The following is a 26,966-nucleotide window of genomic DNA, read 5'->3' as shown; positions in this document are numbered from 1 at the left end:
TGGCGGTCAACTTGATCCGACCCGGAGGATACGCATGTCGGATATCGCAATCGTCGGCATCGGCTGCAGGTTTGCAGGTGGAATCGACTCGCCCGACACCTTTTGGGAATTCGTCCTGGACAAACGCGACGGTGTGGTCGAGATGCCGGCCGATCGCTGGGATTACCGCCGCTACTACGACCCGGAGCCACGTACGCCGGGACGCAGTTACACCAAGCGCGCAGCATTCATGACGATCGATCCGTGGGAGTTCGACCCGGACTTCTTCGGCATCTCCGCTCGCGAGGCGACCGTGCTGGATCCGCAGCAGCGACTGATGCTCGAGGTGACCTGGGAGGCGCTCGACGACGCCGGGATCGCGCGGCACGCGGCGGGCCGATCGATCGGCGTCTACGTCGGCGGGTTCGTGGTGGACCAGTCGGTGATCGGCGTGGTCGGCCCTGCCCTGTTCCACACCGACATGCACACCCCGGCCAGTGCGTCCTACACGATGCTGTCCAACCGGATCGCCTACGCGCTCAATCTGGTCGGTCCCGCGCTCACGGTCGACACCGCGTGCTCGTCGTCGCTGGTCGCCTTTCATCTCGCCTGTCAGGCGCTGGAGAACGGCGACTGCGAGGTGGCGCTCGCGGGTGGCGTGAACGTCATGCTGCAGCCGGAGACCTTCGTCCTGATGTGCAAGGGCGGCTTCCTGGCCGCGGACGGCCGCTGCAAATCCTTCGACGCCTCGGCCGACGGCTACGGACGCGGCGAGGGCGCGGGCATGGTGGCGCTGAAGAAACTCGACGACGCGGTCCGTGACGGCGACCGGATCTACGCGGTGGTGAAGGCGACCGGCTCCAATCAGGACGGCCGCACCACGGCGATCACCGTGCCCAACGCCGAATCCCAAGAAAACCTGGCCCGTTCGGTGTGTGTGCGCGCGGGACTGGCGCCGAACGAGATCACCTATGTCGAGGCGCACGGCACCGGCACATTGGTCGGCGATCCGGTCGAGTTGCGCGCGCTCGGGCGGGTGTTCGGCGCGCCTGCCGGGCGCACGCGCTCGCTGGGCGTCGGATCGGTGAAGTCGACACTCGGTCACACCGAGGCCGCGGCCGGTGTCGCGAGCGTGATCAAAGCGGCGCTGGCCATCCACCATCGCACCATCCCGCCGCAGGGCTGGCTCGACCAACCCAATCCCGACATCCCGTTCGACGAGCTCGGACTGCACGTCCAGCTGGAAGCGGAGGCGCTGCCCGAGGACGCCGAGCCGATGACGATCGCGGTCAACGGCTTCGGCTACGGCGGCACCAACGCCCACACCATCCTGCAGGAGTTCCGGCGGAGACCCAGCGAAACCAACGCGCCCGCACGGCATCTCGGTGTCCTGCCGATCTCGGCGCGCAGCACCGGCGCGGCACGCGCGCTGGCAGGCCGGTTCGCCGATCTGATCACCGCGGGCGCCGATCCGGACCGGCTGGCCGAGGCCGCCTGGACCCGCATGGCGCACCATCAGTACCGCACGGGCATACTCGTCGGCGAGACCGCCGATCTGGTCCGGGATCTCCACCTGTTCGCCGCGGGAGAGGGGCGCGACGCCGCGCGAACGATCGCGGCGCGGACCGCGGAGCCGGTGTTCGTGTTCTCCGGCATGGGTCCGCAGTGGTGGGGGATGGCCCGCGAATTACTGAGCGGTGAGAGCGTTTTCGCCGATACCGCCGCGGCGATCGACGCGGAGTTCCACAAGATCGCCGGCTGGTCGATCATCGAGGAGCTGCTGCGACCCGAGGAGCAGTCCCGGGTCGCCAGGACCGAAGTGGCGCAACCGGCCAACTTCCTCGTGCAGGTGGCGCTGGTGCGGGAGCTGGCGGAGTACGGCATCCGTCCCGCGGCCGTGGTGGGGCACAGCGTCGGTGAGGTGTCGGCGGCCTATGTGAGCGGCATGCTGTCGCTGCGCGACGCGGTCCTGGTGGCTTATCACCGCGCCCGGTTGCAGGCGACCACCGCGGGCTCGGGTGGGATGCTCGCGGTCGGAATGTCGCCCGAGCAGGCCCGCGGACTCGTCGGCGACGACCCCCGGGTGGACATCGCCGCGATCAACAGCGCGAGCTCACTGACCTTGTCCGGCGACATCGACCGCTTGGACGAGATCGCCGAAAAGCTCACCGAGGAAGGTATCTTCGCCCGGCGGTTGCGCGTCGAGGTGCCGTACCACAGCCGGTTGATGGACCCCATCCTCGACGAGCTGCGCGCGGCGCTGGCCGGGCTGGAGCCGAAGGCGCCGGCCGTGCCGCTGTACTCCTCGGTCACCGGCGAACGGGTGACCGGCCCCGACTGGACCGCCGAGTACTGGTGCGCGAATGTGCGAGAGCCCGTCCGGTTCGCCGACGCGGTCACCGGGCTGATCGCCGCGGACAGCCGGGTCTTCCTGGAGGTCGGCCCGCACCCGGTGCTGTCGGGCAACATCCGCGAGACTCTGCTGGGCGCGGATGTCAACGGCACGACGGTGCCGACACTGGATCGTAAGCAGCCGGATTCGGAGAGCCTCCGGCGCACCCTCATCGGTCTCTACGCCGCGGGCGTGCTCGACCTCGATGAGCTGTTCCCCGCGCGGGAGCCCGCCACACCGCACGTGCCACTGCCGCGTTATCCCTGGCAGCGGACCCGGCTGCATTCGGCGCTGCCGCTGTTCGAGCAGGCGCGCCTGGGCAGCCCCGGCACCTACGCCATGCTCGGCGATCCCGACGCCGAGGGCAGGCCGGACTGGTTGCTGCAGGTCGGCACCGAGCTGCTGCCGTGGCTGGCCGACCACGTCGTCAACGGCATCAAGATCATGCCGGGCGCGGCGTACCTGGACGCCGCGCTGAGCGCTACGGCCTCCAGGCTCGGCGTCGAACGCGTGGCGCTGGAACAGGTTCGGTTCGTGGCCCCGCTCATCATGGGCGCGCCGGACGTGCCGCTGGTGGCGCTGACCGTCGAGGAGGCCAGCGGCCGCTTCCTGATCCGATCGCGTTCGGCGACGGGGACGGCCTGGACGGTGCACGCCTTCGGCCGCACGCTGACCGGCAGCCACAAGCCCACGAAGGTCACGGTTCCCACCCTGGACGTCGGTCTCGACGTCGACCCGCAGATGTTCTACACCGGCCTGGCGGCGGCGGGGCTGCAGTACGGTCCGGCCTTCCGCCGCGTCACCTCCGTACGCGTCGGCGCGGACGCGGTGGTCGCCACTGTCGACGGCACCATCGCCGCGGACTCCGGACACCTGGCCCACCCCGCGGTGGTCGACGCCGCGATGCAGTCCGCGGCCCTGCTGTTCGCCGACGCCAGGATCGATGAAGGCACGCTGGTGCCCGTCGGTGTCGCGGCGGTGCGGCTGGTCGCCCCGCTACCCGAGCGGATCACCGTGGTCGCGCGCCGCGATCCGCGGGCCCGGCTGCGCGCCGACGTGGATCTGCTCGACGACGAACGCAACCTCGTGATGCGATTGAGCGGCCTGCAGATCGGTGCGCTCGCGCCGGGCCAGGATCCGCTGCATCGGATGGTCGACTTCTACTACGCCGAGACGCTGGAACAACGCGATCCGCTCGATCCCGAGGCGCTGCCGAAGGATTCGGTGACCACCGTGATCGTCGCGCTGGGCGGCAACTGCCGCCGTGCGGGGCAACTGGCCGCCGCCCTGCCTGGCTCCAGGCTCTACGTGGCAGGCGTCGCGGGCCGTGAACTCGCCGCCGACCTGGCCTCGACGCTGGCGGCCGCCAAGGCGGAGGGCACCGACCGCCTGCACGTCTGCGTGGTCGCGGGGACCGTCGAGGACGATGTCGCCGATCTGTGGACCCTGGAGCGGATCGCGGTGGCCCTCGACGAGTTCGTCCACCCCGAGACCGCCGACGAGGGACCCAAGAGCGTCTTCGGCGAGGGATGGTGTCATGCCACCCTGGTGACCGAACGGGCGTTCGCGCTGCCCGGCAGCCCGATTCCGCCGAATTCGAACCATGCCGCGCTGGCCGGCGCGCGCCGGGTGCTGCTCAACGAGCAGTCGGCGCTGCGCTGGCGGCTGATCGACGTGGAACCCGACATCGAGATCACCGATCTGATCGGGGAACTGGCCGTACCGGGCGCGTTCTGGAACGACAACCTCGACGAGGTCGTACTGCGCGCGGGCGAGCGCTGGGCCCCGCAGGTGACCAAGCCGCTGCAGGAGCGCCTCGACACCCTCGACACCGCCGAACCGCTGACCGACCCGGAAGCCAACTTCGCGCTGGAGCTGCCCCGGACCCGGATGCTGTCGGCGTTGGCCTGGCGGCAGTGCCCGCGGCGCGAACCGGGGCCGGGCCAGGTCGAGGTCCGGATGAAGATCATCGGCCTCAACTACAAAGATCCGCTCAAGGTCATCGGCCTGCTCGGCGAGCGCGAACTCGCGCCCACCTATTTCGGCACCGTGCCCGGCATGGAAGGCGTCGGCGAGGTGGTGCGCGTAGGCGACGGGATCACCGATCTCGCCGTGGGCGAGCTGGTCGCGGTCGCCGCCAAGGGCATGATGCAGCGCTACGTCGTCGTCGACCGGCAGCTGACCATTCCGCTGCCGCCCGATGCCGATCCCGGATACTGCACCAGCACCATCGCCTTCGGCACGGCCGAGTACGCGCTGCTGGATCTGGCCCGGCTGGAGCCGGGCGAGACGGTGCTGATCCACGGCGCCGCGGGCGGTGTCGGCACGGCCGCGATCCAGGTGGCCAAGGACCGCGGGGCACGCATCATCGGCACCGCGAGCACCGACGAGCGCCGCGCCCACGTGCTCGCCCTCGGCGCCGATCACGCGATCGACTCGCGCTCGCTGAACTTCGTCGACGACGTACTGGAGCTGACCGGCGGCAAAGGCGTCGAGGTCGTGCTCAGCAGCGCGCCGGGGGAGATCCTGCGCCAGAACTTCAACGCCGTCGCGGAATTCGGGCGCATCGTCGAGGTCGGCAAGGCCGACATCTACACCGGCGGACTGCTCGAGATGGCCAACTTCGACAAGAACGTGGCGTACTTCTCGATGGATCTGGACCGCCTGGTCGCCGTCGACGCGCAGCGGCTGACCCGACTGCTACAGCGGGTCTACGAGAAGGTGCTCGCGGGCACCTACCAGCCGCTGCCCTACAAGCTGCTGGAAACCGACGAGGTGGGCAAGGCTTTCGAGGAGACCATTCGCTCGACCGGCCTCGCCCGGATCGCGCTGCGCATGGATTCGCCCACACCGGCGGTGCGGCCCCATCTGCCCGAAATCGAGATCGACAGCACCGCGACCTATCTCGTCACCGGCGGGTTCGGTGGATTCGGGATGGCCATCGGGCGCTGGCTGGTGCTGCGCGGGGCGCGGCGGCTGGTCCTGCTCGGCCGCGGCGGCGCGAGCACCGAGGAAGCGCGCAGACAGCTCGAGGCGTGGCGCACCGTCGGCGTCGACGTGGTCGAGGAGCGTGCCGACGTGACCGACCCGGAGGCTGTCGCCACGATCGTCGCACGGTCGCACAGCGCAGAGCATCCGCTGCGCGGAGTCTTCCACGCCGCGGGAGCCGTGGCCGACAACCGGTTGGCGGCGATGCGATTCGAGGAGCTGGCCAAGGTGTACCGCCCGAAGGTGCACGGCGCCCGGGTGCTGCATCGAGCCGTGGCCGACGCCGGGATCCGGTTGGACATGTTCGTGCTGTGCTCCTCGGGCGGTTCGATGTACGGCATCTACGGCCAGTACAACTACTGCGCGGCCAATGTGGCGGTGGAGTCGCTGGCCGAGGAATGGTCCAGGGCGGGCGAGCGGGCGCTGTGCGTCGGCTGGGGCCACCTGTCGGGTGCGACGGGCGGCATGGCCGCCGACGAGACGGCACTCAAGTACCTCGATCTGGTGGGCTTCGATCCGATCGACATGGCCGACGCGACCGCCTATCTGGAGCAGACGCTGCGCCTGGGCGACGCTCGCGCGGCGATCATCCCGACCGATTGGGCCAAGCTGACCGGTACCTTCCCGCAGCTGGCCCGGACCGGCCGCACGATCGCGCTCGCTCAATCCTCCGCCAAGGACACCTCCGAACTGGCCCGGTTGCGGGCAGAGGTGGCCGCGATCGAGGAGAACAAACGCGGGGCCTTCGTCGCCCGCAAGATGGCCGAGGAACTCGCCGTCGTCATGGGCGTGCCGGTCGAGTCCATCGACATGACCGTTCCGGTGCCCGAACTCGGGCTGGATTCGCTGATGGCGGTGGAACTCGGCGCGCGGGTCACCAAGACCCTCGGCATCGACCTGATGTCGCTGCAGATGGGCCGATCGTTCAGCCTGGAGCAGGCAGGCCCGAAGGTGGCGGAGCTTATTCTGGCCGCGGATTCCGGTCAGGCGCAGCCGGTTGCGGACCTCGCCCCGCCGATGGCAGGACCCGCGCCGTCCGACGGCGCCGCGGCCGAGCGGGTGCCTGCGCTGGCGGCGGCCGAGGCCATGCCGTGACCGACCGTCGTCGAAACGAGGTGGCATCGTGGTCGGTTTCGGGCTGATCGATGAATGGGAGCCGGGGCCCGGCAGGCTGGTCAGCTGGGCGGCGTCATCGGCGTCGGTGGCGCGCGCCCGGCGGGCGCCGGTGCACCCGGCCCCGCCCTCGCACCAGCAGGAGCAGTATCTTCGGCTCGCCGACCGGCACGCCCAGGCGGATTTCCGGTACTCGGGCCTGTGCTTGGTGACGGCGGAGATACCGGCCGGTGGCCTCGACCTGGCCGCGATGACGCGGGCGGTCAACGCGTTCCTGTTGCGCCACGACACCTTTCGGACCTGGTTCCGGATCGACTCCGCGGGCACGATCGAGCGTCACCTCGTGCCCGCGCAGGACGTCGAGTTCGTCCCGGTCGACTACGGCCGCGTCGACGAGGCCCGCGCCATCCGCGATCACGTCCAGAAGACGACGCCGGGACCCTTCGACTGGGACTGCTTCACCTTCGGCGCGATCGAACGCGAGGAATCGACCACGGTCTACCTGGCGGTCGATCATCTGCACACCGACGGATTCGGCCAGTACCTGTCCGGATTCGACCTCGCGCTGCTGTATCTGCGCGAGGTGTGGGAAGACGTGGGCATGCTGGCCCCCGCGGCCAGCTACCTCGACTACTGCACCGCCGAGCGGGAGTACACGAGCCGGATGACGCTCGCCTCGCCCGGCGTGCGCAAGTGGCTGGAGCTCATCCGCGGCAACGACGGCGAACTGCCGTCCTTCCCATTGGATCTGGGCAAGCGCACCGATGTGTACAACCGCAGCGCGCACCGCACGATCACCCTGTTCGACGAGCACACCGCGCTGCGGTTCGAGCGGGTCTGCCGCGCCAACGGCGCGGAATTCGTCGGTGGCATCTTCGCCGCGGCGGCGCTGGCCGAGCGCGAGCTCATCGACAGCGACTACTACTTCGGCATGACACCGGTCAGTACCCGCAGCAGCGCCGCGGAACGCGCGTCGGTCGGCTGGTACGTGACGCTGCTGCCGGTGGCCTTTCCGATCGGCGCCACCACCACCTTCGCGCGCGCCGCGACCATCGCGCAGCACGCCTACGAGAACGGCCTGCGCCTGGCCCCCACCTCGTTCCAGCGCGTGGTGGAACTGCTGCCCGCCGACTCCGACCTGGACCTGAAACCGGGCTGGTCCACGCCGATGATCTCGTATGTGGACACCCGGGCGCTGCTCGGCAACGAGTTGTTCGACCTGGGCTCGTGCGGGCTGTACGCCAATCGTGCCGCCTCCGAACAGGTGCTTATCTGGATCAACCGGTTCGCGTCGGAAACCACGCTGAGCGTCATCTACCCGGACACACCGGTGGCGCACGGCTCCGTCGAACGCTACGTCGCCACGCTTCGGCGCGTGTTCGCGACGGCAGCCGAAGACACACTGTGAGGAGAACAGGTGCACAGCGCATTTCGTGACCCCGGAATTCCCGACGGCGAGAAGTCCGTCTACATCGCCACCATCGCCGACCGGGCGTCGAAGCTCGACCTGGTCAGTGTGGTCACCCACGACGGCGACGGCTACCGCTCGATCGTCGAGGCCGGCCTGGGACACGGGAATTTCGCGATGACCATCGAGCAGCGGTTCCTGCGCTCGGGAGACCGGCTCCAGGCCGAGCGCTACCGCGCCGAAACACGCTCGGGCGCAACTGTCGTCAGTCGTGAGGAGGCCAACTTCCTCGACACCGTCCATCTGCAGTTCGGCGGCGGGATCGCGCCCTTCCCGGCCAATGTGATGCCACTCGCCGGTGGCCTGACCCTGCTGCGCGGCCTGCACTTCGCCGAGGGCGCCGAAGAGTGCGTGGATCTGTGGCTGGCTTTCTCGGTGCACATCCCGCTCGGCGCCAAAGTGGAGCAGCGCACCGTCGTCGAGGTACCGGCCGGGCGCATCAGCAGCTGGCAGGTCCGGCTGCGGCCGCGGTTGTCCGGACTGAACATGATGCTGGAGAAGGTGCTCGCCGGCTTCCTGCCACCCGCGGTGGCGCATTTCGACGCGGCCCCGCCCCACCGCCTGGTCCGCCTCGGCTTCCCGACGGGCCCGATGCCCTGGGATCCGCGCGGCCTGCTGGAACTCGTTGCCTAGTCCACCTCCAGTGCGGCCGGCGCCGCCGTTGGGTTGCGACCTCAGCTGCCGAGCGCACGCGGAAAGCTGGTGAAGCACACTCCGGCGGTGCCGCGTCATCGAATGGTTGGCGTGCGTTCTCGGACGCGGGTGAGGGTGGCCGGGATGATGCGGGGGTGGCGGGGCGACCACCAGTTGGCGGGCCCCATCAGCTGGACCAGGGCGGGTACCAGGAGCATGCGGACGAGGGTGGCGTCCACGACCAGGGCGATGATCATGCCGAGACCGAGGAAGCGCATGGGAGTCAAGGGGGACAAAGTGAACGCTCCGGTGACGATCACCAGCAGGGTCGCGGCGGCGGTGATCACGCGAGCGGTCTTGACCGTGCCCGCCCGCACCGACGCGGCGGTGTCGGCGCCGGCGTCGTGCGCTTCGACCATGCGCGACAGCAGGAACACCTCGTAGTCGGTGGACAGCCCGAAGACGACCGCGATGATCAGCACCAGCATGCCCGCGGTGATCGGGCCCGTGCTCACCCCGAGCACGCCGGACAGATGCCCGCCGCAGAAGATCCAGGTGAGCACGCCGAATGTGGCGGCGAGGCTCAGGAACGCCAGGGCGACCGCCTCGAGCGGCAGCACGATCGATCGGAACGCGGCCGACAGCAGCACCATCGTCGCGCCGACCATGACGAGGATCATCCACGGCATCGCGGCGACGATGGAGCGCACGCTGTCCACGGTGGCCGCGGTGTCGCCGCCGATCCACAGCACGGTGCCGTCCGGGGGAGTCACCGCGCGCAGGGCGCGGACCGAGGCACTCGCCGCTTCGGTGCGGTCGGTGTCGCGCAGGAACGCGTGGAAGACGACGAAGTCCTCGGCGCGACCCACCTGAACCACCTGCCGCACGCCGTCGATCTCGCTCAGCGCCGCCGCGACCGTGTCCACGGCGGCCGACTGCGGCGGCCCGTGCGTGCCGTGCAGCACGGCGGTGGCCCCGCTGCCCGCCGCGGGAAACTGCGCGGTGAGTTCCTCGACGGTGACGCGCATGGGGTTGTCCGCGGGCAGCGCGCGATGATCGATGTCGCCCAGCCGCAGCCCGGCCAGTGGCGCCGCGAAGACCAGTAGGACGGCGCCGACGGCCATGGTCACGAGAGCGGGCCGCCGCAGCACGCGGTCGATCAGGCCGCCCCAGAACCGGTCGCTGCGATCGATCGCTCGCCCGGCGCCGATACGCTCGCCGAACAGGGCCAGCAGTGCCGGCAGCACGGTGAGCGAGAGCCCGGCGGCCAGCGCCACCGCCGTGATCGCGCCGATGCCCAGCGACCGCAGCACCGCCTGCGGGAAGACGAACGTCCCCGCGAACGCGCAGACCAGCAGCAGTGCCGAGAACGCGATCGTGCGCCCGGCGGTCGCGTAGGTGCGCGTGATCGCGGCGGGCACGTCGTGCCCGTCCGCGACCTCCTCGCGGAACCGGGTGACCAGGAACAGCCCGTAGTCGATGGCCATCCCGAGCCCCAGCAGCGTGGCGATGTTCACGGCGAACGTGCTCACCTCGGTGAGTTCGGCGAGCACCCGGATGGCGCCCATCGAGCCGAGCACGGTCAGGCCCCCGACCACGACCGGGAAGGACGCGGCGACGAGCCCGCCGAACACCAGCACCAGGATGATCAGCGTCAGCGGCAGCGAGATCGATTCCGCCCGCAGCAGGTCGTGCTGGGACTGCGCGTTGATCTCCGTGGAGACCGCGCTGTAGCCGGACAAATCGGTCGCGACACCCGGGACGCGCAGCTGCGGTTCGATGTCCGGGTACGCGCTGACGCGCTGGTTGGCGTCACCGGCGAGATACACGACGGCCAGTGCGTGCCGGTTGTCCGCGGAGCGCAGGAACTGCTTGCGTGCGATTCCGGCGTTCCAATAGGTTTCGATCGGCCGTTGCAGCAGCGCCGGGTCGATCCGCGCCAGCGATTCCCGCACCCGGGGGCCGATGTCGTCGAGCGTCTGGCCCTGCGGTGCGGTGTACCGCACCACGACGTCCGGATTCTGCGGTCCGAAGTGCTCGCTCACGAGCTGATCCACGTGCGCGGACTCGCTGCCGGGATCGATGAACCCGGCCGCCGTCACCTTGTCGGACGCTCCGATGCCGAGTAGGCCGGCCAGCAGCATCACCCCGGTCACGACCGCGAGCACCCGCCGCGGCCGGGCGAGCACGAGCCGGGCGAGGGCGATCATCTCACGGCCGCATCGTGCGGGGCCGACTCGGCTTCCAGCCGCGCGGCGATCTTGTCCAGCAGCGCCTCGAGCCGTGGCTCGATGCCCGCGCCGTTGCGGCAGGACACGGTCAGCTCCAGCTTTCCGCGTGACTCGACCATGGCGAACAGCAGCGGCATCGCGCCGCTGTGCTGGGGCAGCACCCGCATGGTCGTCGGCGTCCAGCCGGGCACGGCCATCTCGTCGAGATCGACGCTGCCCATGTGGGAGACGGTGGCCGACACCATGTTCCGGTTCAGCCGTGCCCCGAGCCAGTTGCTGCCGCGCAACACCCCGCGCAGGACTGGGGCCGGGAAATTCGACAGCTTGCCGTTGTCCAACTGGTTCAATTCGCTCCTCTCCCGCAACCCGGCGCGCATCCGTCCGCTGATCGTCGCCCAGTCCTCACCGGGCGCCACGTCGAGAAACAGGGGCAATGCCAGGTTCCCGGTCGAACGCAGCTCGGGATCGTGCCTGCGCAGGTCGACCGGAATCATGAAGCGCGACCGGGCCCGCGACTGCGCGGCCAGGACCGCCGCCACGCGCGCGACGATGCCCTTGCCGGTCGCCTCGATCGTGCGGTGGCGCAGCAGCCAGCGCGGGGCCGCCGGATCCTGGCGGCCGCGGCCGGTCGGCGCCCGGAACGTGGGCAGCACCCGGGTCGGTCTGCCCGGCGCGCCCACCCGCGCCACCAGTTCGGCGTCGGCGACCGGGTCGGCGGCGCCGACGGGCGGCAGGCCGCGCAGTGCGCGGAAGACGTCGTCCACCCACATCCGCAAGCCCATGCCGTCCATCACGCCGTGAAAGGCGCGGAACACGACGGTGGTCCGGTCACCGGTCAGCAGCAGCACCTCGGTGGTCCGCTCCGGCGTGGGACCGATCGGGCTGTCGAGTACCGCGTCGTGTTCGAGAGCGTCGTAGTTCAGCGACCATCCCGGCACGACGCGCACGGTGGCGGCCAGACCGCTGTCCACCCAGTCGCCGCCGTCGCGGACCAGGCGGGCGCCGGGGTCTGCCGCCGAGGCCACATCGACGGCCCGTTGCAGGGCGGCCGGGTCGAGGCTGCCGTCACCGTGCACGGCGATATGCATGACGAACGGCGGAGTCACTCGCCGAGTGGCGAAGTAGAGGCGTTCGGTGGGCGTGATCTTCCGGCGGAAGACAGGGGCGTTGCTCATGCTGATCTCCGGTACCGAGGTGGTGCTCAGCGCAGATTGCGGGTGAGTTCGACCGCACCGCCCTGGGCGGGCAGCCAGGCGAGGAACGCGGCCAGTCCGCTGTCGCGGTCCACCACCGGCCGGTAGCCGAAATCGCGTGCGGCGGCGGTGGTGTCGTAGGTGGCGCTGCGAGTCATCAGGGCGACGGCGTAGCGCGAGAGCGGCGGCGACCAGCGCGTCGCGACGGCCGGGATGCGCCAGATCGTCTCTATGACGCGCACCGCCGCTTCGATCACCCTCGGATCGGGTTTCCTGGACGGCGGCTGGTACCCCAGCCGAACGGCGACCTCGCCGAGGAATCCCCACACGTCGGTCCGCTCGGCGTCGGCGACGAAATACGCCTTGCCGCCGACCGCGTCCGACCCGGCCGCCTTCACACAGGCGTCGACGATGTTGTCGACGTGACACAGCGAGGCGTAGACGGTGCGGCCGAAGGACAGGTCCGGCAGCGTCCCCGCACCGGTCCGGCCGAGTAGCCGCACGATGGGGCCGGACCGATCGCCCGCTCCCCAGATCGCGCGGGGGCGCAGCGCGCAGGTGCGGAACCCTTCGGTGTCGGCGGCCAGCACCGCTCGCTCGGCCGCGGCTTTGGTCTCGGAGTACAGATTCAGATAGCGCCGGGGATACGGCACCGATTCGTCGACGTCGATCTGGTCGCCGCCGTGGTAGTCCATCAGAGCGCTCGGGCTCGAGACGAACACGAATCGCGCCGCCCCGCCGCGCCGGGCCGCCTCGAGCAATCGCTCGGTGGCCCGGACGTTCTCGTTCCAGAACTGTTCCCGAGTACCGCGCTCGTCCACCCGCGCCGCGCTGTGGAACACGATGTCGACCCCACGGGTCGCTCGTTCGAGCGAGGCGGGATCGGTCAGGTCACCGTAGACCAGCTGGATCTTGTCGACGTCGGCGCCGAGGTCGGTCAGATCGCTGGTGCGCCGCACCAGGATCGACACGTGATGCTCGCCGTCGCGCACCAGCCTGCGTACCAACGCGCCGCCCAGGAATCCGGACGCACCGGTCACCAGAACTTTGCTCATTGCCGTTCCTCCTTGCCGGGCTGGGTTCGCCACCAGGTCAAGCCGAAGATCTGTGTCAGGGCCGCCGTCTCGAACCGGCCGCGTCCCGAACCCTCGGCGGCGCGCAGGGCCACCGGGATCTGCGCCGCGTGCACGACGACGCTCAGGAACGCGTCGATCCACCAGGCGGCGCGCAGGATCCGGCTGTCGGGGACGCGGCCGGTGGCGGCGGCGAGGGCGCCGCAGGCCAGATACAGCCACCCCAGGACGGGAACCGCCCGCAATGCCGTCGTTTTCATCGTCGGTTGTCCGTTCCGAGTCGCTCGGCCGCCCAGATCGTGAGCTGTTCGCGCCCGATCTTCGCGTTGTGCCGGATGTCCACCGGGAACGACGGGTGTATCAGGAAGTCGTCGATGGTCCTGGTGAGGTCGAACCGCGCCCCGTGGGCCCGCAGCGCGGCCTCGACGACCTGCGCGTCCGCGCCCGGCTTCGGTTCCACGCAGAGCACCGGTCGCTGCGCTCCGCGCGCCCCGACCCCGACCAGCGCCGTGCGGGCCACGCCCGCGACGGTGTTGAAGACTTGTTCGACCTGGACGGTGAACATCGGACCGTGCGCCGTGACCACCCGTTGACTCTTGCGTCCGCAGAACCAGATCCGCCCTTGATCGTCGATCCACGCGAGATCGCCGGTGCGGTGCCAGATCCGGTCGCCGTCGACGATCTTGCCCAGCGCGTTCGCCTGTTCCGGCCAGTAATACCTGGCGCTGACGTTCGGCCCGGCGACCACGAGTTCACCGATCCCGCCGGTGTCCTCGAGCCCGCCCGCGAGCTCTTCGGCCCGGCTCCACGTCGGGATGGCGTCGTCGGTGATGGCGACGATGCGCGCCTGCACCTGGTGGGAGGGCCTGCCGAGGCAGGTTCCCGCCCCGCGGTGCGCCCGTTCGACCAACCCGTCCAGCAGTTCCCTGGACTCGATGGTGGACATCGGCAGTGCCTCGGTGGACCCGTATCCGGCGACGACCTTCGCGTCCTCGCCGAGCACCGCACGCAGTCCGGCGATGCACCAGTCCGGCACCGGCGCGCCGCCGGAATAGATGCTGTCGAGCGTGTTCAGCGCGGCCGGTCGGGTGCGCAGGTGTTCGAGCAGCGCGATCAGCACCGCAGGCGAGGCGAACATGGTCCGCACCCCGAATTTCTGGATCGCGTCGACGACATGTGCGGGATCGGTCGCGCCGACTTTGCTCGGAATCAGCGGCGGCAATACGCATCGCGAACCCAGTAGCAGATCCAGCACACCGACCAGTGGGAGAGTGATCAGCGAGGCCTCCGGCGCCACTTCGCCGCGCGCCACGTGCACCTGCTCTACCATCGCGGCCAGGTTGCCGTGCGTGAGCTGCACGGCCTTGGCGGGTCCGGTGCTGCCGGTGGTGAACGCGATGAACAGCAGGTCGTCCTCGGTGGCCGGTCGGCTCGGGGTGACCGAGCCGGTGGGCGTGCGGCCCCAGTCCCGCAGCGACTCGCCGCGCCAGAACCACCGCCCGCCGACGGTGACCACGGTGTGGACGCCAGGGAAGCCGCGCCGGAACAGCACGCGCAGCGCGTGCGCCTGCGGGATGCCGATGAACGCCTCGGCGTCCACGGCGCGCAGGCAGCGCAACATCTTTCGCACGCCCATCCCCGGGTCGATCACCACGGCCACCGCGCCGATCTTGAGCAGCCCGAACATGATCGCGTACAGCTCCGGGCTCGGCAGCACCAGCACGATGGTGCGTGTTCCGGTACCGACACCCGAGGCGGCGAGCCGCTGGGCGATCGTGTCCGACCACGCGTCCAGTTCGCGATAGGTCAGGTGCCGGTAGGCCGGCAGGCCATCGGGGCCGACCCCGTCCGCGTAGCGCACGGCCACCCGGGTGGGGTCGGTGCGGACAACCGCACGGAACCGATCGATGGCCTGCCAGTAGGTTCCCGTCGTCACGCAGGCGCCCCGGCGAAGACAGGCAACCGGTAGAGCACCGCCGCCGCCGAAGGACCAGCCCCCGCCGCGACGAACAGCACTTGGCGGTGCTCGGCGAAGGCGTCGTCCGTGACCGCCAGGTCGTAGGCGGCGGTGAGTGCCGCGGTGTGCGGGTCGCCGTCGCGCAGGTCCGGAGTGCGCACCGCGCGCTGATCGATGCCGAGGGCGGCGGCCAGCCTCTTCGGGAACTCCGGGCTCGGCGTCGACGCGATCAACGCGATCCGCTCGAGCGAGTCGTGCCCGGATTCGGCGAGCGCTTGCCGCGCGGCGTCGACGGCCACCTCGAGCAGGCGGTCCTCGAAGCCGGGCTCCCGTTCCACGGTCATGGCGCCGCGACCCGTGTTGCCCATGGTCGAGACGTCGACGTAGGCCTCCACGGCGGGCGTGCCTTCCCCCGCGACGGTGTGCACCTGTCCGAAGCCGGTCGGCTCGTCGGTGCGCTCCAGCAGTAGCGCCGCGCCACAGGTGGCATACGGGAACCGTTCGTCACCGACCGAGCGCAGCAGCGACGGGTGGGTGTCGCCCGAGACGATCAGCACGTGCTCGGCACTGCCGGTCTCCAGGACGGAGGTGGCCACCTGGACCGCGTTGAGCACGCTGACCGCCCCGTTCATCAGGTCGAACGAGAAGGTGCGCGGGTCGTCCTTGGCGTATTCGAGCCCGATGCCCGCCGCCTTCTGGATCAGCGCCGACACCGCTGGTTCGACGGTGTTGGAATCCCGGAAGATGCCCGCGTTGATCAGCAGCCCGACCTGTTCGGGAAGGATCCCGGCACGCTCGAGGCTTCGCTTCGCCGCGCGGGCGCTGTGCTCGACGATGCTGTTGGTGTCGCCGCCCCGGCTGACGCCGGTGGACTTGATGCGTACGCTCATGACCTACCTCAGACCTTCAGCGACGAGATGGTGGTGGACAGGAACCCGGTGACGATGCCGGAGGCCGCGGGCACCAGCAGCAACTTCGATCCCGCGGGGATGTTCTGCTCGCCGAGCTGATCGTGCAGCACGATGAAATGTGAAGTGGTGGAAGTGTTTCCGTACTTCTCGATGACCCGCAGATCCGGCGGCATCGGGCTGCCGAACTCGCGCTCGGCGATCGCGTTCATCCACGGGATGGCCGCCGCGCCGAACTGGTGGTGGATCACATAGTCGAACTTCTCGTCGGCGAAGGTCTTGCCCTGCGCCTCGAGGAATTTCCGCTGGGTATTGGTACCGAGCAGGAAGCGGTCCTCGTTGTGCATCCGGCGGTTGTCGGTGTACATCGCGATGCCCTGCGTCTTGCCGCTCGGCATGCCCAGACACAGCTGCGCGTATTCCGCAGCGGTCATCATCTCGATGTAGTGGATCATGTCGTTTTCGTCGACCGCCTGGTCCAGCACGATCGCACAGCCGGAATCGCCGACGGACAGCGATGCGAATTGCGGATCGTATTTCTGGGAAATCTCCGCGACCGCGGTCTCGGCGATCGGAGTAATGGCTTCGCCGCTGACCACCAGGCCGTTTCCAACAGCGCCGGACCGAATCATGCGGTCCAGGATGTAGGTGCCGGTGAGCATTCCGGCGCAGGCATTCGTGATGTCGAACGTAAGGGCGTTCTTGGCTCCGATAAGGCGACTTATCGAACCCGCGAAGGACGGCTCCATGTATACCCGGGTCGCGTGCTTGCTGCGGGTGATCGAGGCGGAGATGACTACGTCGATCTCCTCCGGAGCGTACTTTGACCTGGACAAACAGTCCTCTACCGCCTTGACGGCCAGCGTGAACGAGTCCTCGTGACTTTCCGGCCTGGTGTCGCGTACCCGGCGTTCGCGAACGCCGGTGATTTTCTCCAGATCGAACGAAGGCGGTTCTTTGAGCCCGGAAAGCAATTCCGCGGTGGTGACGACCCTGGAAGGCAGATAGGCACCGATGGATTCGAAGCGAGAATGGGGAGACACGAGCGCTCCTGAAATCGTGGAGATAAACGGTTCCGGATCGACTCTGATCGTCGGTGCGATGAACACTACCCGACAGTAACAACGAATCGCCACAGCCATTTCGCGCCACCGTCTGAGACGGAAATCACGACCACAAGTACATGTTTCGTGAGGTATCACCAACCGGTGACCGACTGGCTATGGTTTCCCGGTATTGCCATCCGACCTGCTGATTCGGTTTGTCACCGCATTTCGCGTTCGACACTGTGCGCGTCGCGCGACGCTCGCGACGGCGCCGCTTTCGGAATGGCTATCGATCGGCTAATGCCGGATGATGGCGGTTCGTGAGTCGTCGGCACGAAGTCTCTCTCGCTGGATGTGAGTGACTTCACTGTGCGTCGCGCGTTCGGTGCGGCTCGCATGTCGCCCGATTCGGCTCCGCGCCTAACGAGTTGCGGCAGAAGGGGATTCGTGCAACTCGCGGACCGGCGCGAGCCGGGATCAGGCTTCGGTGCTCAATGCGGAGCGCGCGGTGGCGATCCGCTCGATGACGTCGGCGGCGTGCGCGTCGAAACGTTCACGGGAGACGGGGATTTCGCCGTCGAGCCAAGGCCGGTAGAGGTAGGCGAGTGCGCCGAAGATGGCGCTGGCGTTGAGCGCGTAGTCGTGCTCGTCGGGCACCGGCTGGCTGTAGTCGCCCGCGCTGATGGTCAACGCGATCGGCGCGGTGAACAAGCCGATGAGTTCGTTGGCGCGCGGCATGAGCACGGGGGTGGCCTGCGATTCGACGAACATGATCCGCCCGCGGCGGCGGTCGGCCAGCAGATAGTCGGTGAAGACGCCGACCATGTGGCGGAACATCGCGTCGCGTTCGATGGGCGCGTTGGGCAGCTCGTCGAGCAACCGATCGCGCGCGCCGAGGACGACGGTGTCCAGCACGGTCGTCAACAATGCGTCCAGGTTCGGGAAGCTCTCGTAGAAGTAGCGCTCGGTGAGTCCGGCCTGCCTGCACACGCCGCGCATCGACGTCTCGGCCGCGCCCACGGTCGCCATCAGCTCCGTGCACGCCTCGACCAGCTGTTCCCGGCGCGCGGCGACGCGATCGGCGGGCGATTGCCCGCGCCAGCGGCGCATGCCCGGAATCGACCCGTCGGCTTGGTCCATAGCGTCATCCTCTCATAGGACCGAATTGACATCATGTGATGTTGACAGCACCTGATGTCACCAATACATTGCGAAGACACCGATCGATGACGAGGGGTGCGAGATGGGTTCTGCCGTATACGCCGACCAGACACGCGCCATCAACGCGCGGGCGGTGGAATTCGACTTCGCCACGGTGCCGATGCATTACATCCCTGGCGAGGCGATGGCCACCCACATCATCAACGTGATGCACCTGGTGCTCCCCGAGGGTGAGCGCGCGATGGCGCAGGCGCTGGCCGAGGCGTTACCCCTGATCGACGACGAGCGGTTACGCGAGGAAGTCCGCGGCTTCATCGGCCAGGAATCCATGCATGCCAGTTCACACGAGAAGGCGCGCGAGCAATTGGAGCGGCTCGGCCTGGACGTCGGCCCGATGGTCGAAAACGTGAGCTGGCTGGTCGACCGCATCCTCGGAGACCACGGATTGACCGGCCGGGCCAAACGGGAGTGGTTGTGCGAGCGGCTGGCGTTGTTCGCGGGCATGGAGCACTACACCGCGGTCATCGGGGAGTGGCTGCTCACCAACGACACCCTCGAAGCCAAGGGCATGCACCCGGCGATGCTGGATCTGATCCGCTGGCACGGCGCCGAGGAGGTCGAGCACCGCAGCGTCGTCTACGACGCGTACATGCACGTCGACGGCGGATACGCGCGCAAGGCGCGGCAGGCGCTCATCGCGAGCGCGGGATTGCTCGTCCTGTTCGTCGTCTCCGGGGGCTACCTGTTCCACAAGGATCCGTCGCAGCACAAGGGACGATTCTGGCCGCTCCAGTTGGCCGGCGCGTCGCTGCGCGGCGTGGTGCCCAGCTTCACGACGTTCATCACGGAGATTCCACGCTACTTGCGGCCGGGCTTCCACCCGTCGCAACTCGGCCCGATGGACCACGCGCTGCGTTACCTCGCGCAGTCGCCCGCGGCACGGGCGGCCAGCGCATGACCGCCGTGGGTGAGCGGTTCCAGCCCGGGGCCGCGCTGCGGCTTATCGGCTCGGCGGCCGACGCCTACAAGCGCCTGTTCGTCGAAAGCGACGCCGCGCAATTGCTTTCGCGCCCTGATCCGGTCCGCCGCACCGGCTACGAATTCGAAGTGGTCGTCGACCGGATCGGGCACGAGGCCGACGGGGTGGTGAGCTTGTGGCTGCGCCACCCCGAGGGCGGTCCACTGCCCGCGTGGACGCCGGGCGCGCATCTGGACGTCTTCTTGCCGTCCGGCCGGCAGCGGCAGTATTCGCTCACCAACGACCCCGCCGACCGCGGGTTCTACCGCATCGCGGTGCGCCACATCGCCGACGGCGAGGGCGGTTCCGCGGAGATCCACCGGGATCTGCGGGTCGGTGACCGGCTGTGCGTGCGCGGTCCGCGCAACGCGTTCCCACTCGTCGAGGCGCCGTGTTATCTGTTCGTCGCGGGCGGCATCGGGATCACGCCGATCCTGCCCATGGTCGCCGCGGCCGAATGCGCGGCGGTGCCCTGGCGGTTGATGTACCTGGGCAGGTCCCGCTCGCGCATGCCGTTCCTGTATGACCTGGCCCGCTACACCGGCGGCGACGTGGTGGTGCGGCCGGACGACGAGTACGGCGCGCCCGACGCGCGGATGATCTTCGAGCAGACGCCGGCCGGCGCCGCGGTATACGTGTGCGGGCCGCCGCCGTTGGCCGAGGCCGCGCGTGCGGTCCTCGCACTGCACGATCCGACGGCTTCGCTGCACACCGAGCGCTTCTCGCCGCCGCCCGTGCGCGACGGCGAGCCGTTCCGGATCAGGTTGCATCGCAGCGGGTTGGACGTGGAGGTCGCTGCCGACGAGTCGGCGCTCAGCGCGATCCGCCGTGTGCTGCCCGGTGTGGCCTACTCCTGTCAGCAGGGATTCTGCGGCACCTGCAAGACGCGGGTGCTCGCGGGCGCGGTGGACCACCGGGACCGGTCGCTGCTCGAATCCGAGCGCGCGGAGACGATGCTGACCTGCGTCTCCCGGGCGCGGGGCGGCGAACTCGAACTGGATCTGTGAGGTCGGCGGGCCACGCGCCCGCGTGCGGAAGGAAGACATGGCTGCGCATCCGGAACACGTGCCGATCGCGGTGATCGGGGCCGGGATAGCCGGGATCGCCCCGGATTCGGCGTTCCCCCCGTGGTTTTCGATCGGATCCACGGGCTCGGCGGTCGCTCCATCGGGGACCGATACCGCGAGCGTCCGAGCAGCTATCTCGGTGCGGCCATGGCGGGTCCCGAACTTCTTCTGCACGCTGGGGCCGTTCGGGGTGGCGGGCAATCAGTCCGCGATCTATATGATCGAGGCGCACGTGCGCTATATCGTCGATGCCGTGACCACCATGCGTGCGCGGAACATCCAGCGGATCGATGTGCGCGAGGAGGTGCAGCGAGCCTTCCTCGACGAGGTGACCGAGCGCAGTCGCGACACCGCCTGGCTGACCGGCGGTTGCCGCAGCTACTACCAGAGCGCCGAGGGCGGCAACGCCGGTCTGTACCCGAACTGGAGTTTCGAATACCGGTGGCGCACAAGCCGTTTCGATCCGGAGTCCTACCAGTTGCAGGCCGGGTGAGCATCGTGGTCGTCGACCTGCTGCGTCAGTTGCTGTCCCCACCTGCCGAGCACCGGCTCGATGTGCGCGATCGGGTGGTGGTGATCACCGGTGCGGGCACCGGAATCGGCCGCGCGCTCGCCGAAAAGCTCTACGCCTCGGGTGCTTCGGTGGCGCTGATCGACATCGACCAGGCCGCCGCCGCTGCCGTCGGGCGCTCGATGGGTGAGCGTGCGCTGGCCGTGCGCGCGGACGTCTCCGATCGAATCGGAATGCGCGAAGCCATCTCCCGGGTGCGCGAGCGTTTCGGCCGGATCGATGTGGTGGTGGCCAATGCGGGGGTGGTGCCCGAGCCCGCCACGATCCGGACGATGAACCCCGGCGATTTCGATCGGGTCATCGGCATCAATGTGACCGGAGTGTTCAACACCGTGCATCCCGCGCTGGAGGACATCGTCGCCGCGAAAGGGCACGTCGTCGTGGTCTCCTCCGCCGCGGCGTTCGCGCCAGGCATGGCCGGTTCGCCCTACATGGTGAGCAAAGCCGCGGTCGAGCAGTTCGGGCGGGCGCTGCGGGTCGAGCTCGCCGCGGTCGGCGCGACGGCGGGCGTGGCGTACTTCGGCATCGTCGACACCGCGATGACGCACGGCACGCTGGACGCGGACGATCTGGGCGCCGATCTGGGCGCATTGCTGCCGTGGCCGCTCAACCTGCGCATCACCGTGCGCGACGCGGCGGAATCCATCGCCGACGGTATCGCCCGGCGCGCGGCGCGCACCATCGCGCCGCCGCAGTGGGAGCCCTACGCGTTGTTCCGCGGCGTGATCAATGTGGTGCTGGACAGCAGGCTGGCGCGGGACCCGCGCGTGCACGACCTGATCCACCGGGTCGAACAGCGCGTCGCCGACGACAACCGTCCCGTCGCCCCGGTCCCGCGCTGACGCGCGCGGGCCGGACTACGGCGCGGCGGGAAAGATCGCAGGCAGCGTCAGCGCGTACTCCACATCGACGCGCGTACCGAGCGTCGTGAGCAGCACGCGGATCATCGTCAGGCGCGCCGCCGCGACGGTGTCCGCGTCCGGTTCGGCGCCGGGCGCGGCGCCCGCGGAGATCCGGTAGACCACGTACTCGCACAGGTGCAGCGCCGCGTCCAGGTCGAGCGGGCTCGGCACCGGCCGGCCCAGCTCGGCGAACGTCTCGCGCACCAGATCGCGGATGTCGTCGAGCGCGCGCTCGCGGTACGCCGACACCGGCGAGCCCGGATCGTGCAGCTCGGCGAACAGTGGCCGCAGCATGGGGCCGTGCCCGCGCGCCCAGTCCAGGTAGGCGTCGATCAGCCGGATGCCCAGCTCGACCGGCTCGTCGGTGCCGGTCAGCGCCGCGCGGATGCCGCCGACCAACCCCTCGTTGGAGCTGTCGAGCACCGCGAGCAGCGGTTCGTTCGCGTTGCCGAAGTAGCGGTAGAAGGTCGGCCTGGCCAGTCCCGCCTGCTCGATGATCTGCGCGACGCTCAGCCCACGGGAACCGGTGCGGGTGAACACTTCCGCCGTCGCGAGCACGATCCGGGCCCGGACCTCCTCGGCCTGCTCCTGAGTCTGCCGCGGCCTGCCGCGCCGCGCGGCCGTCGGCTCAGCCCGCATAGTGCCGCCTCACAACGCGGCCCCCGGGATCCCTGTGCGCCACGACGAACAGCTTGACACGAGGTGTGACATAGATATTAATCTAACACCACTGTTCATTTTAATGGGGCGCGTCCGCGGCGCGGTCCACCGTCCTCGAGAGGGCCGACCATGACGACCGCCTCCCAACCGGCCACCGCCGACGCGCTGTCCCCCGCACTGGTGCAGCCGTTGCTCGCGCACGCCGTCGCCGGGGGCGCGCCCGCCGTCGAAGTGTTCGCACCCGCGACCGGCGCGAAGATCGTCGATCTGCCGCAGTCCTCCGCCGACGACATCGAGACCGCGTTCGTCACCGCCCGCGAAGCCCAGCGCCAGTGGGCGCGGCGTCCGGTGCGGGAACGGATCGCGGTGCTGCGCCGGTTCCACGACATCGTGCTGGCCGAGCAGGACGCCATCCTCGACATCGTGCAGACCGAGACCGGCAAGGCGCGGGCCCACGCCTTCGACGAGGTCGGCGACGTGGCCGTGAACGCCAGGTACTACGCCTCGGTGGCCGCCCGGCTGCTGGCCACGCGCAAACCGCGCGGGGTGCTTCCCGTGCTCACCCAGGTCGACGTGCGGCATCGGCCCAAGGGCGTGGTCGCCGTCATCTCGCCGTGGAACTACCCGCTGGCCCTGGCCGCCTCCGACGCGTTGCCCGCCCTCGTCGCGGGCAACGCGGTGGTGGCGCGTCCGGACAACCAGACCGCGCTCACCGCGCTGTGGGCCATCGATGCCGCCGTACGCGCCGGATTGCCGCGCGGACTCTGGCAGGCGGTGCTCGGCCGCGGATCGGTGATCGGCGGCGAGGTGATCGCCCGCGCCGACTACGTCGACTACACCGGCTCCAGCGCGACCGGACGGACCATCGCCCGGCAGGCGGGCGAGCGCCTGATCGGCTACTCGCTCGAACTCGGCGGCAAGAACCCGCTGTTGGTGCTCGCCGACGCGGACGTCTCACGCGCCGCCAAGATCGCCATCCGGGCCTGCTTCGCCTCTGCGGGACAGCTGTGCGAGTCGATGGAACGCATCTACGTGCACGACAGCGTCTACGACCGCTTCGTCACCGAATTCGTCGGGCACGTCGAGGCCATCCGGCTCGGCGGCAGTCTGGACTACCACAGCGATATGGGATCGCTGACCTTCCAGCGTCAACTCGACACAGTCGTCGCGCATGTCGACGACGCGGTGGCCAAGGGCGCCACGGTGCTGGCGGGCGGTCGCGCGCGTCCGGACCTCGGACCATATTTCTACGAGCCCACCGTCCTGGCCGGCGTGCGACCGGGCATGACGGTTCACCGCGAGGAGACCTTCGGCCCCGTGGTCTCGATCTACCGCGTGAGCAGTGACGAGGAAGCCGTCGAACAGGCCAACGACACCGCCTACGGCCTCAACGCGAGTGTCTGGACCAAGGACACCGCCCGCGGTCGCGCGGTGGCGGCGCGGATCGAGGCGGGCTCGGTGAACGTCAACGAGGGCTTCATCGCCGCCTGGGGCAGCGCCGACGCGCCGTCCGGCGGGCTCGGCATCTCCGGCACCGGACGCAGGCACGGTCCCGAGGGCCTGCTCAAGTACATCGACACCCAGACCATCGCGGTGCAGCGGGTGGTGCCGATCGCTCCGCTGCCCGGCATGTCCGAAGCGCTCTGGGCCAAGACGATGACGCTGTACTTCGGCGTCATGAAAGCGCTTCGGCAGAAGTAACTCGCACGACTCACGGATCAGGAAGCGGTACGGATGAAACTGGAAACGGTGGCGGGCAAGAGGGTCCTGGTCACGGGGGCCGCGATGGGCCTGGGCAAGCTGTTCGCCGAGCGGGCGGTGCGCGAAGGCGCCGCGGCGGTGGTGCTGTGGGACATCAACGAGGCCGCTCTGAAGGACACCGCCGCCGAGCTGACCGGCCGCGGCAGCGCCGTTCATCACTTCGTGGTGGACGTGGCCTCGCCCGAGGCGATCACCGACGCGGCGTCCGGCGTGCGCGAGCAGGTCGGCGGCATCGACATCCTGGTCAACAACGCGGGCATCGTGCGCGGCAACAGCTACTTCTGGGAAACGCGGAACCGCGCCGACATCGACAAGACCATGGCGATCAATTCGCTCGCCCCGATGTACGTCACGCTCGAGTTCCTGCCCGCCATGGTCGCCGGCACCACCGAGGCGCGGGTGCTGACCATCGCCTCCTCGGCGGGTCTGGTGTCCAACCCGCGTATGAGCGTATACGCCGCCTCCAAGTGGGCGGCTCTGGGCTGGTCGGACTCGGTGCGCATCGAACTGGAGCAGGCCGGCCACGACCACGTGAAGATCACCACGGTCTGCCCGACCTACATCAACACCGGAATGTTCGAGGGCGCCAAGGGATTCCTGTTCACCCCGATCCTCGACCAGGACAAGGTGGTCGAGACCTCGTGGCGGGAGATGAAGAACGGCGCCCCGCTGATCGTGCTGCCGTGGACCTCGCGCCTGAACAAGGCGATCTCCGGTCTGCTGCCGATCAAGCTGCGTGACCTGTTCCTCGACACGGTCGGCGTCTACCACTCCATGGACGAGTTCACCGGCCGCGAGAAGTAGCGCGCAGCGCGTTCGCCCCGGCATCTGGAAAACACTGCGGCTCCTCCACAATGGGGCATGTCGGTCATGGCCACCCAGCGGTGGTGTTCCACGCACGCGGTGAACTCCCGGGCCGCATCGCTCGAATGATGTACGGCGCTTCCTCGACGGGCCGCCGCGGTCCTCAGCGTGGACGGGTGCCGATGACCACGGTCGCGTAGTGCTCTTCGGATGCCGCGACCTGGACCGCGAGACCGTTCTCCGTCAGGACGGCGAGTGCGATCGGCGCTTGGTCCTCGCTGGACTCCACGAGCAGATGCCCGCCCGGCGCCAGCCAATCGGCGGCCTCGGCCGCGACCCGGCGCAAGACGTCCAAGCCGTCCGGGCCGCCGTCGAGGGCGGTTCGTGGTTCGTGGTCGCGGGCCTCCGGCGGCATCCGCGCGATCATGTCCGAGGGGACGTACGGGGTGTTGCAGAGCAGGATGTCGATACAACCGCGCAATTCCTCGGGCAAGGGCCCGAAGAGATCCCCTTCGTAGACCGGCGCGCCGAGCGGGGTGAGATTCCGGCGCGCGCACGCGACCGCGACCGGATCGATGTCGGCGGCCGCCAGCGTGACCGGACGACCTTCGTCGGCGGCGGTCCGAGCCGCCGCGAGGCCGAGCGCGCCCGACCCGCAGCACAGATCGACCACCACCGGATGACCCGTCCGGGCGTGGATCAGCTCGACCGCGCGGTCGACGAGGAACGCGGTGCGCTGCCGGGGCACGAAGACGCCGGGAGACACCGCCACCCGCAGCCCGTGGAACTCCGCCCAGCCGAGCAGATGCTCCAGCGGGCTACCGGCGACGCGCCGGGCGACGAGCGATTCCAGCGCCACGCCGGTCTCCGCGGCGGCGGCCGTGAGCAGTCGCGCCTCGTCTTCGGCGAACACGCAGCCGGCCGCCCGGAGCCGGGCGACCACATCGGAATTTCCGGCTGACGTCACCGGGCCATCCTGCCGCGCTTACGCGGGATGCCGCCAACGTATTTTCTCCGCGATCGGGACCGCGCCCGGGGCGAGTCCCGATCGCCCGGGAATCAGCGTGCCGTGCTGAGCTGGAAGGTGCGGGTGGCGTCGAGATAGATGCCGCGCTGGCCCGGCTTGCCGGGCGGCGGCAGCTGCGAGACCAGTTGTTCGAGCGAGGTCGTCGCGCCGACGACCCGGGTGCCCGCGACGACGAAATCGGCGACGGCACGGCGGATGTGGTTCGGCGAGGTGACCACGATCGCGCTGGTCGCACCGACCTCCCGCAGCAGCCTCGTGCTGAACAGGGCGTTCTGCACGGTCGAGCCCGCGCGGCTCTCCACGTGGATGCGAGCAGGCGCTACGCCGTGGGCGAGCAGCCAGTCGCGCATGGCCTCGGCCTCGGTGATGCCGTTCTGCGGATTCCCGCCGGTGACGACGATCGGTGACAGCGGCGCGGCGATGGACTGCAACCATGCCGCGGTGAGCCGGTTCACCAGTTCGGGACGCAGCGCGCCATCCGGGAGCAGGCCGTAGCCGAGTACGACGATGCCGGTCTGCGGCCCCGCCAGCGCGGGCAGCGGGTTCGGCAGCGTGCCCACCGCGGCGCGCACGGCGCCGAGTACGTTGTCGGTGCCCTGTGCCAAGCCCGGATCGACCACGTGCAGCCGTGCCATGGCGTCCACGAGCGCGGGCAGGTCACCGGCGTAGTCGGACCAGATCGCCTGCAGGGCGAGCGCTTCGGCGTCCGCGGGGTCGGCGCCGATCAGATTTCGCAGGTCGGCGCGCCCCGCGGCGTCGTCGCCGTTGGTGAAGTGGCGCTGGGCGGAGTTGTACAGGGCGTCGGTTTCCGGTGCGGCGTGCGCCGGCACACCGGCCAGACCGGTGAGCGAGAACGCGGCGAACGACGCCGCGACGAGAAGTTTCCACTGCCTCGAGATCATCACTACAGTCGTCACCTTTCCGCTGTGGAACGGGTTGGCACGTGCTAGCAGTTAGCTGGGGCAAACAGGAAATACCATACGGGCGAAACCATCGTCCAGCCGGCAATTTGCG

General features: G+C 69.4%; 20 protein-coding genes. 9 read left to right on the top strand and 11 right to left on the bottom strand.

The window, feature by feature from the left end:
• The first annotated feature begins 34 nt into the window (after positions 1-34).
• Genes NA8_RS19920 through NA8_RS19910 form a run of 3 tightly spaced genes read left to right on the top strand, consistent with a single transcriptional unit; the run spans position 35 to position 8,573 of the window.
• Complete coding sequence (locus NA8_RS19920) at positions 35-6,454, top strand: type I polyketide synthase (protein ID WP_063051878.1); 6,420 nt, start codon at positions 35-37, stop codon at positions 6,452-6,454.
• Positions 6,455-6,482: 28 nt separating this feature from the next.
• Positions 6,483-7,880, top strand: coding sequence for a condensation domain-containing protein (locus NA8_RS19915; RefSeq protein ID WP_063051877.1), 1,398 nt, complete (start codon positions 6,483-6,485; stop codon positions 7,878-7,880).
• Positions 7,881-7,889: 9 nt separating this feature from the next.
• A complete protein-coding gene (locus NA8_RS19910; RefSeq protein WP_063051876.1) occupies positions 7,890-8,573 on the top strand; it encodes a hypothetical protein in 684 nt (227 codons plus the stop codon).
• Positions 8,574-8,668: 95 nt separating this feature from the next.
• On the opposite strand, the gene NA8_RS19905 is transcribed toward NA8_RS19910, so the two are convergent.
• The 8 genes from NA8_RS19905 to NA8_RS19870 all read right to left on the bottom strand — a co-directional run bounded on the left by NA8_RS19905 (position 8,669) and on the right by NA8_RS19870 (position 18,121).
• Complete coding sequence (locus NA8_RS19905) at positions 8,669-10,783, bottom strand: MMPL family transporter (RefSeq protein ID WP_063051875.1); 2,115 nt, start codon at positions 10,781-10,783, stop codon at positions 8,669-8,671.
• The gene (locus NA8_RS19900; RefSeq protein WP_063051874.1) at positions 10,780-11,979 is read right to left on the bottom strand and encodes a hypothetical protein; all 1,200 of its coding nucleotides are present in this window, start codon (positions 11,977-11,979) and stop codon (positions 10,780-10,782) included. Before NA8_RS19900 ends, NA8_RS19905 begins: the two co-directional genes overlap by 4 nt.
• 26 nt (positions 11,980-12,005) lie before the next feature.
• A complete protein-coding gene (locus NA8_RS19895; protein ID WP_063051873.1) occupies positions 12,006-13,052 on the bottom strand; it encodes an NAD-dependent epimerase/dehydratase family protein in 1,047 nt (348 codons plus the stop codon).
• Positions 13,049-13,330 carry a hypothetical protein gene (locus NA8_RS19890; protein ID WP_063051872.1) on the bottom strand — a complete coding sequence of 94 codons (282 nt, stop codon included), beginning with the start codon at positions 13,328-13,330 and terminating at the stop codon, positions 13,049-13,051. Before NA8_RS19890 ends, NA8_RS19895 begins: the two co-directional genes overlap by 4 nt.
• Positions 13,327-15,006 (bottom strand): fatty acid CoA ligase family protein, encoded by a 1,680-nt coding sequence (locus NA8_RS19885; RefSeq protein WP_063051871.1) that lies wholly within the window; start codon positions 15,004-15,006, stop codon positions 13,327-13,329. The genes NA8_RS19890 and NA8_RS19885 overlap by 4 nt, the downstream gene beginning before the upstream one ends.
• Positions 15,003-15,917, bottom strand: a complete 915-nt coding sequence (locus NA8_RS19880; protein ID WP_063051870.1) for a beta-ketoacyl-[acyl-carrier-protein] synthase family protein — start codon at positions 15,915-15,917, stop codon at positions 15,003-15,005. Before NA8_RS19880 ends, NA8_RS19885 begins: the two co-directional genes overlap by 4 nt.
• A gap of 8 nt (positions 15,918-15,925) precedes the next feature.
• On the bottom strand, positions 15,926-16,978 hold the full coding sequence (locus NA8_RS19875; protein ID WP_245663916.1) for a 3-oxoacyl-ACP synthase III family protein: 1,053 nt from the start codon (positions 16,976-16,978) through the stop codon (positions 15,926-15,928).
• Positions 16,979-17,458: 480 nt separating this feature from the next.
• On the bottom strand, positions 17,459-18,121 hold the full coding sequence (locus NA8_RS19870; protein ID WP_063051869.1) for a TetR/AcrR family transcriptional regulator: 663 nt from the start codon (positions 18,119-18,121) through the stop codon (positions 17,459-17,461).
• 103 nt (positions 18,122-18,224) lie between these two features.
• On the opposite strand from NA8_RS19870, the gene NA8_RS19865 reads away from it, so the two are divergent.
• From NA8_RS19865 to NA8_RS19850, 4 genes are read left to right on the top strand one after another with little or no spacing between them, the layout of a single operon-like run.
• Entirely contained in the window at positions 18,225-19,100 is an 876-nt protein-coding gene (locus NA8_RS19865; RefSeq protein ID WP_063051868.1) for a metal-dependent hydrolase, read from the top strand.
• Entirely contained in the window at positions 19,097-20,167 is a 1,071-nt protein-coding gene (locus NA8_RS19860; protein WP_063051867.1) for a PDR/VanB family oxidoreductase, read from the top strand. The genes NA8_RS19865 and NA8_RS19860 overlap by 4 nt, the downstream gene beginning before the upstream one ends.
• 37 nt (positions 20,168-20,204) lie before the next feature.
• Positions 20,205-20,720 (top strand): hypothetical protein, encoded by a 516-nt coding sequence (locus NA8_RS33870; RefSeq protein ID WP_174550109.1) that lies wholly within the window; start codon positions 20,205-20,207, stop codon positions 20,718-20,720.
• Positions 20,717-21,640, top strand: coding sequence for a short-chain dehydrogenase/reductase (locus NA8_RS19850; RefSeq protein WP_245663915.1), 924 nt, complete (start codon positions 20,717-20,719; stop codon positions 21,638-21,640). The genes NA8_RS33870 and NA8_RS19850 overlap by 4 nt, the downstream gene beginning before the upstream one ends.
• A gap of 15 nt (positions 21,641-21,655) precedes the next feature.
• Here NA8_RS19850 and NA8_RS19845 read toward each other — a convergent pair whose 3' ends face one another.
• Positions 21,656-22,339, bottom strand: a complete 684-nt coding sequence (locus NA8_RS19845; RefSeq protein WP_063051865.1) for a TetR/AcrR family transcriptional regulator — start codon at positions 22,337-22,339, stop codon at positions 21,656-21,658.
• 150 nt (positions 22,340-22,489) lie between these two features.
• Between NA8_RS19845 and NA8_RS19840 the strand changes: the two genes are divergently transcribed.
• The gene (locus tag NA8_RS19840; protein ID WP_063051864.1) at positions 22,490-24,061 is read left to right on the top strand and encodes a succinic semialdehyde dehydrogenase; all 1,572 of its coding nucleotides are present in this window, start codon (positions 22,490-22,492) and stop codon (positions 24,059-24,061) included.
• Positions 24,062-24,094: 33 nt separating this feature from the next.
• Positions 24,095-24,925 (top strand): SDR family NAD(P)-dependent oxidoreductase, encoded by an 831-nt coding sequence (locus NA8_RS19835; RefSeq protein WP_063051863.1) that lies wholly within the window; start codon positions 24,095-24,097, stop codon positions 24,923-24,925.
• 163 nt (positions 24,926-25,088) lie between these two features.
• On the opposite strand, the gene NA8_RS19830 is transcribed toward NA8_RS19835, so the two are convergent.
• Both NA8_RS19830 and NA8_RS19825 read right to left on the bottom strand, forming a co-directional pair.
• The gene (locus tag NA8_RS19830; RefSeq protein WP_063051862.1) at positions 25,089-25,892 is read right to left on the bottom strand and encodes a putative protein N(5)-glutamine methyltransferase; all 804 of its coding nucleotides are present in this window, start codon (positions 25,890-25,892) and stop codon (positions 25,089-25,091) included.
• Positions 25,893-25,984: 92 nt separating this feature from the next.
• A complete protein-coding gene (locus NA8_RS19825; protein ID WP_084466931.1) occupies positions 25,985-26,854 on the bottom strand; it encodes a YdcF family protein in 870 nt (289 codons plus the stop codon).
• Between the last annotated feature and the right edge of the window lie 112 nt (positions 26,855-26,966).

The organism is Nocardia arthritidis NBRC 100137 (genome assembly GCF_001612765.1).
GTDB lineage: Bacteria > Actinomycetota > Actinomycetes > Mycobacteriales > Mycobacteriaceae > Nocardia > Nocardia arthritidis.
The sequence above is the reverse complement of the archived record's forward strand: the minus strand, read 5'-3'. Positions and strand labels throughout refer to the sequence as shown.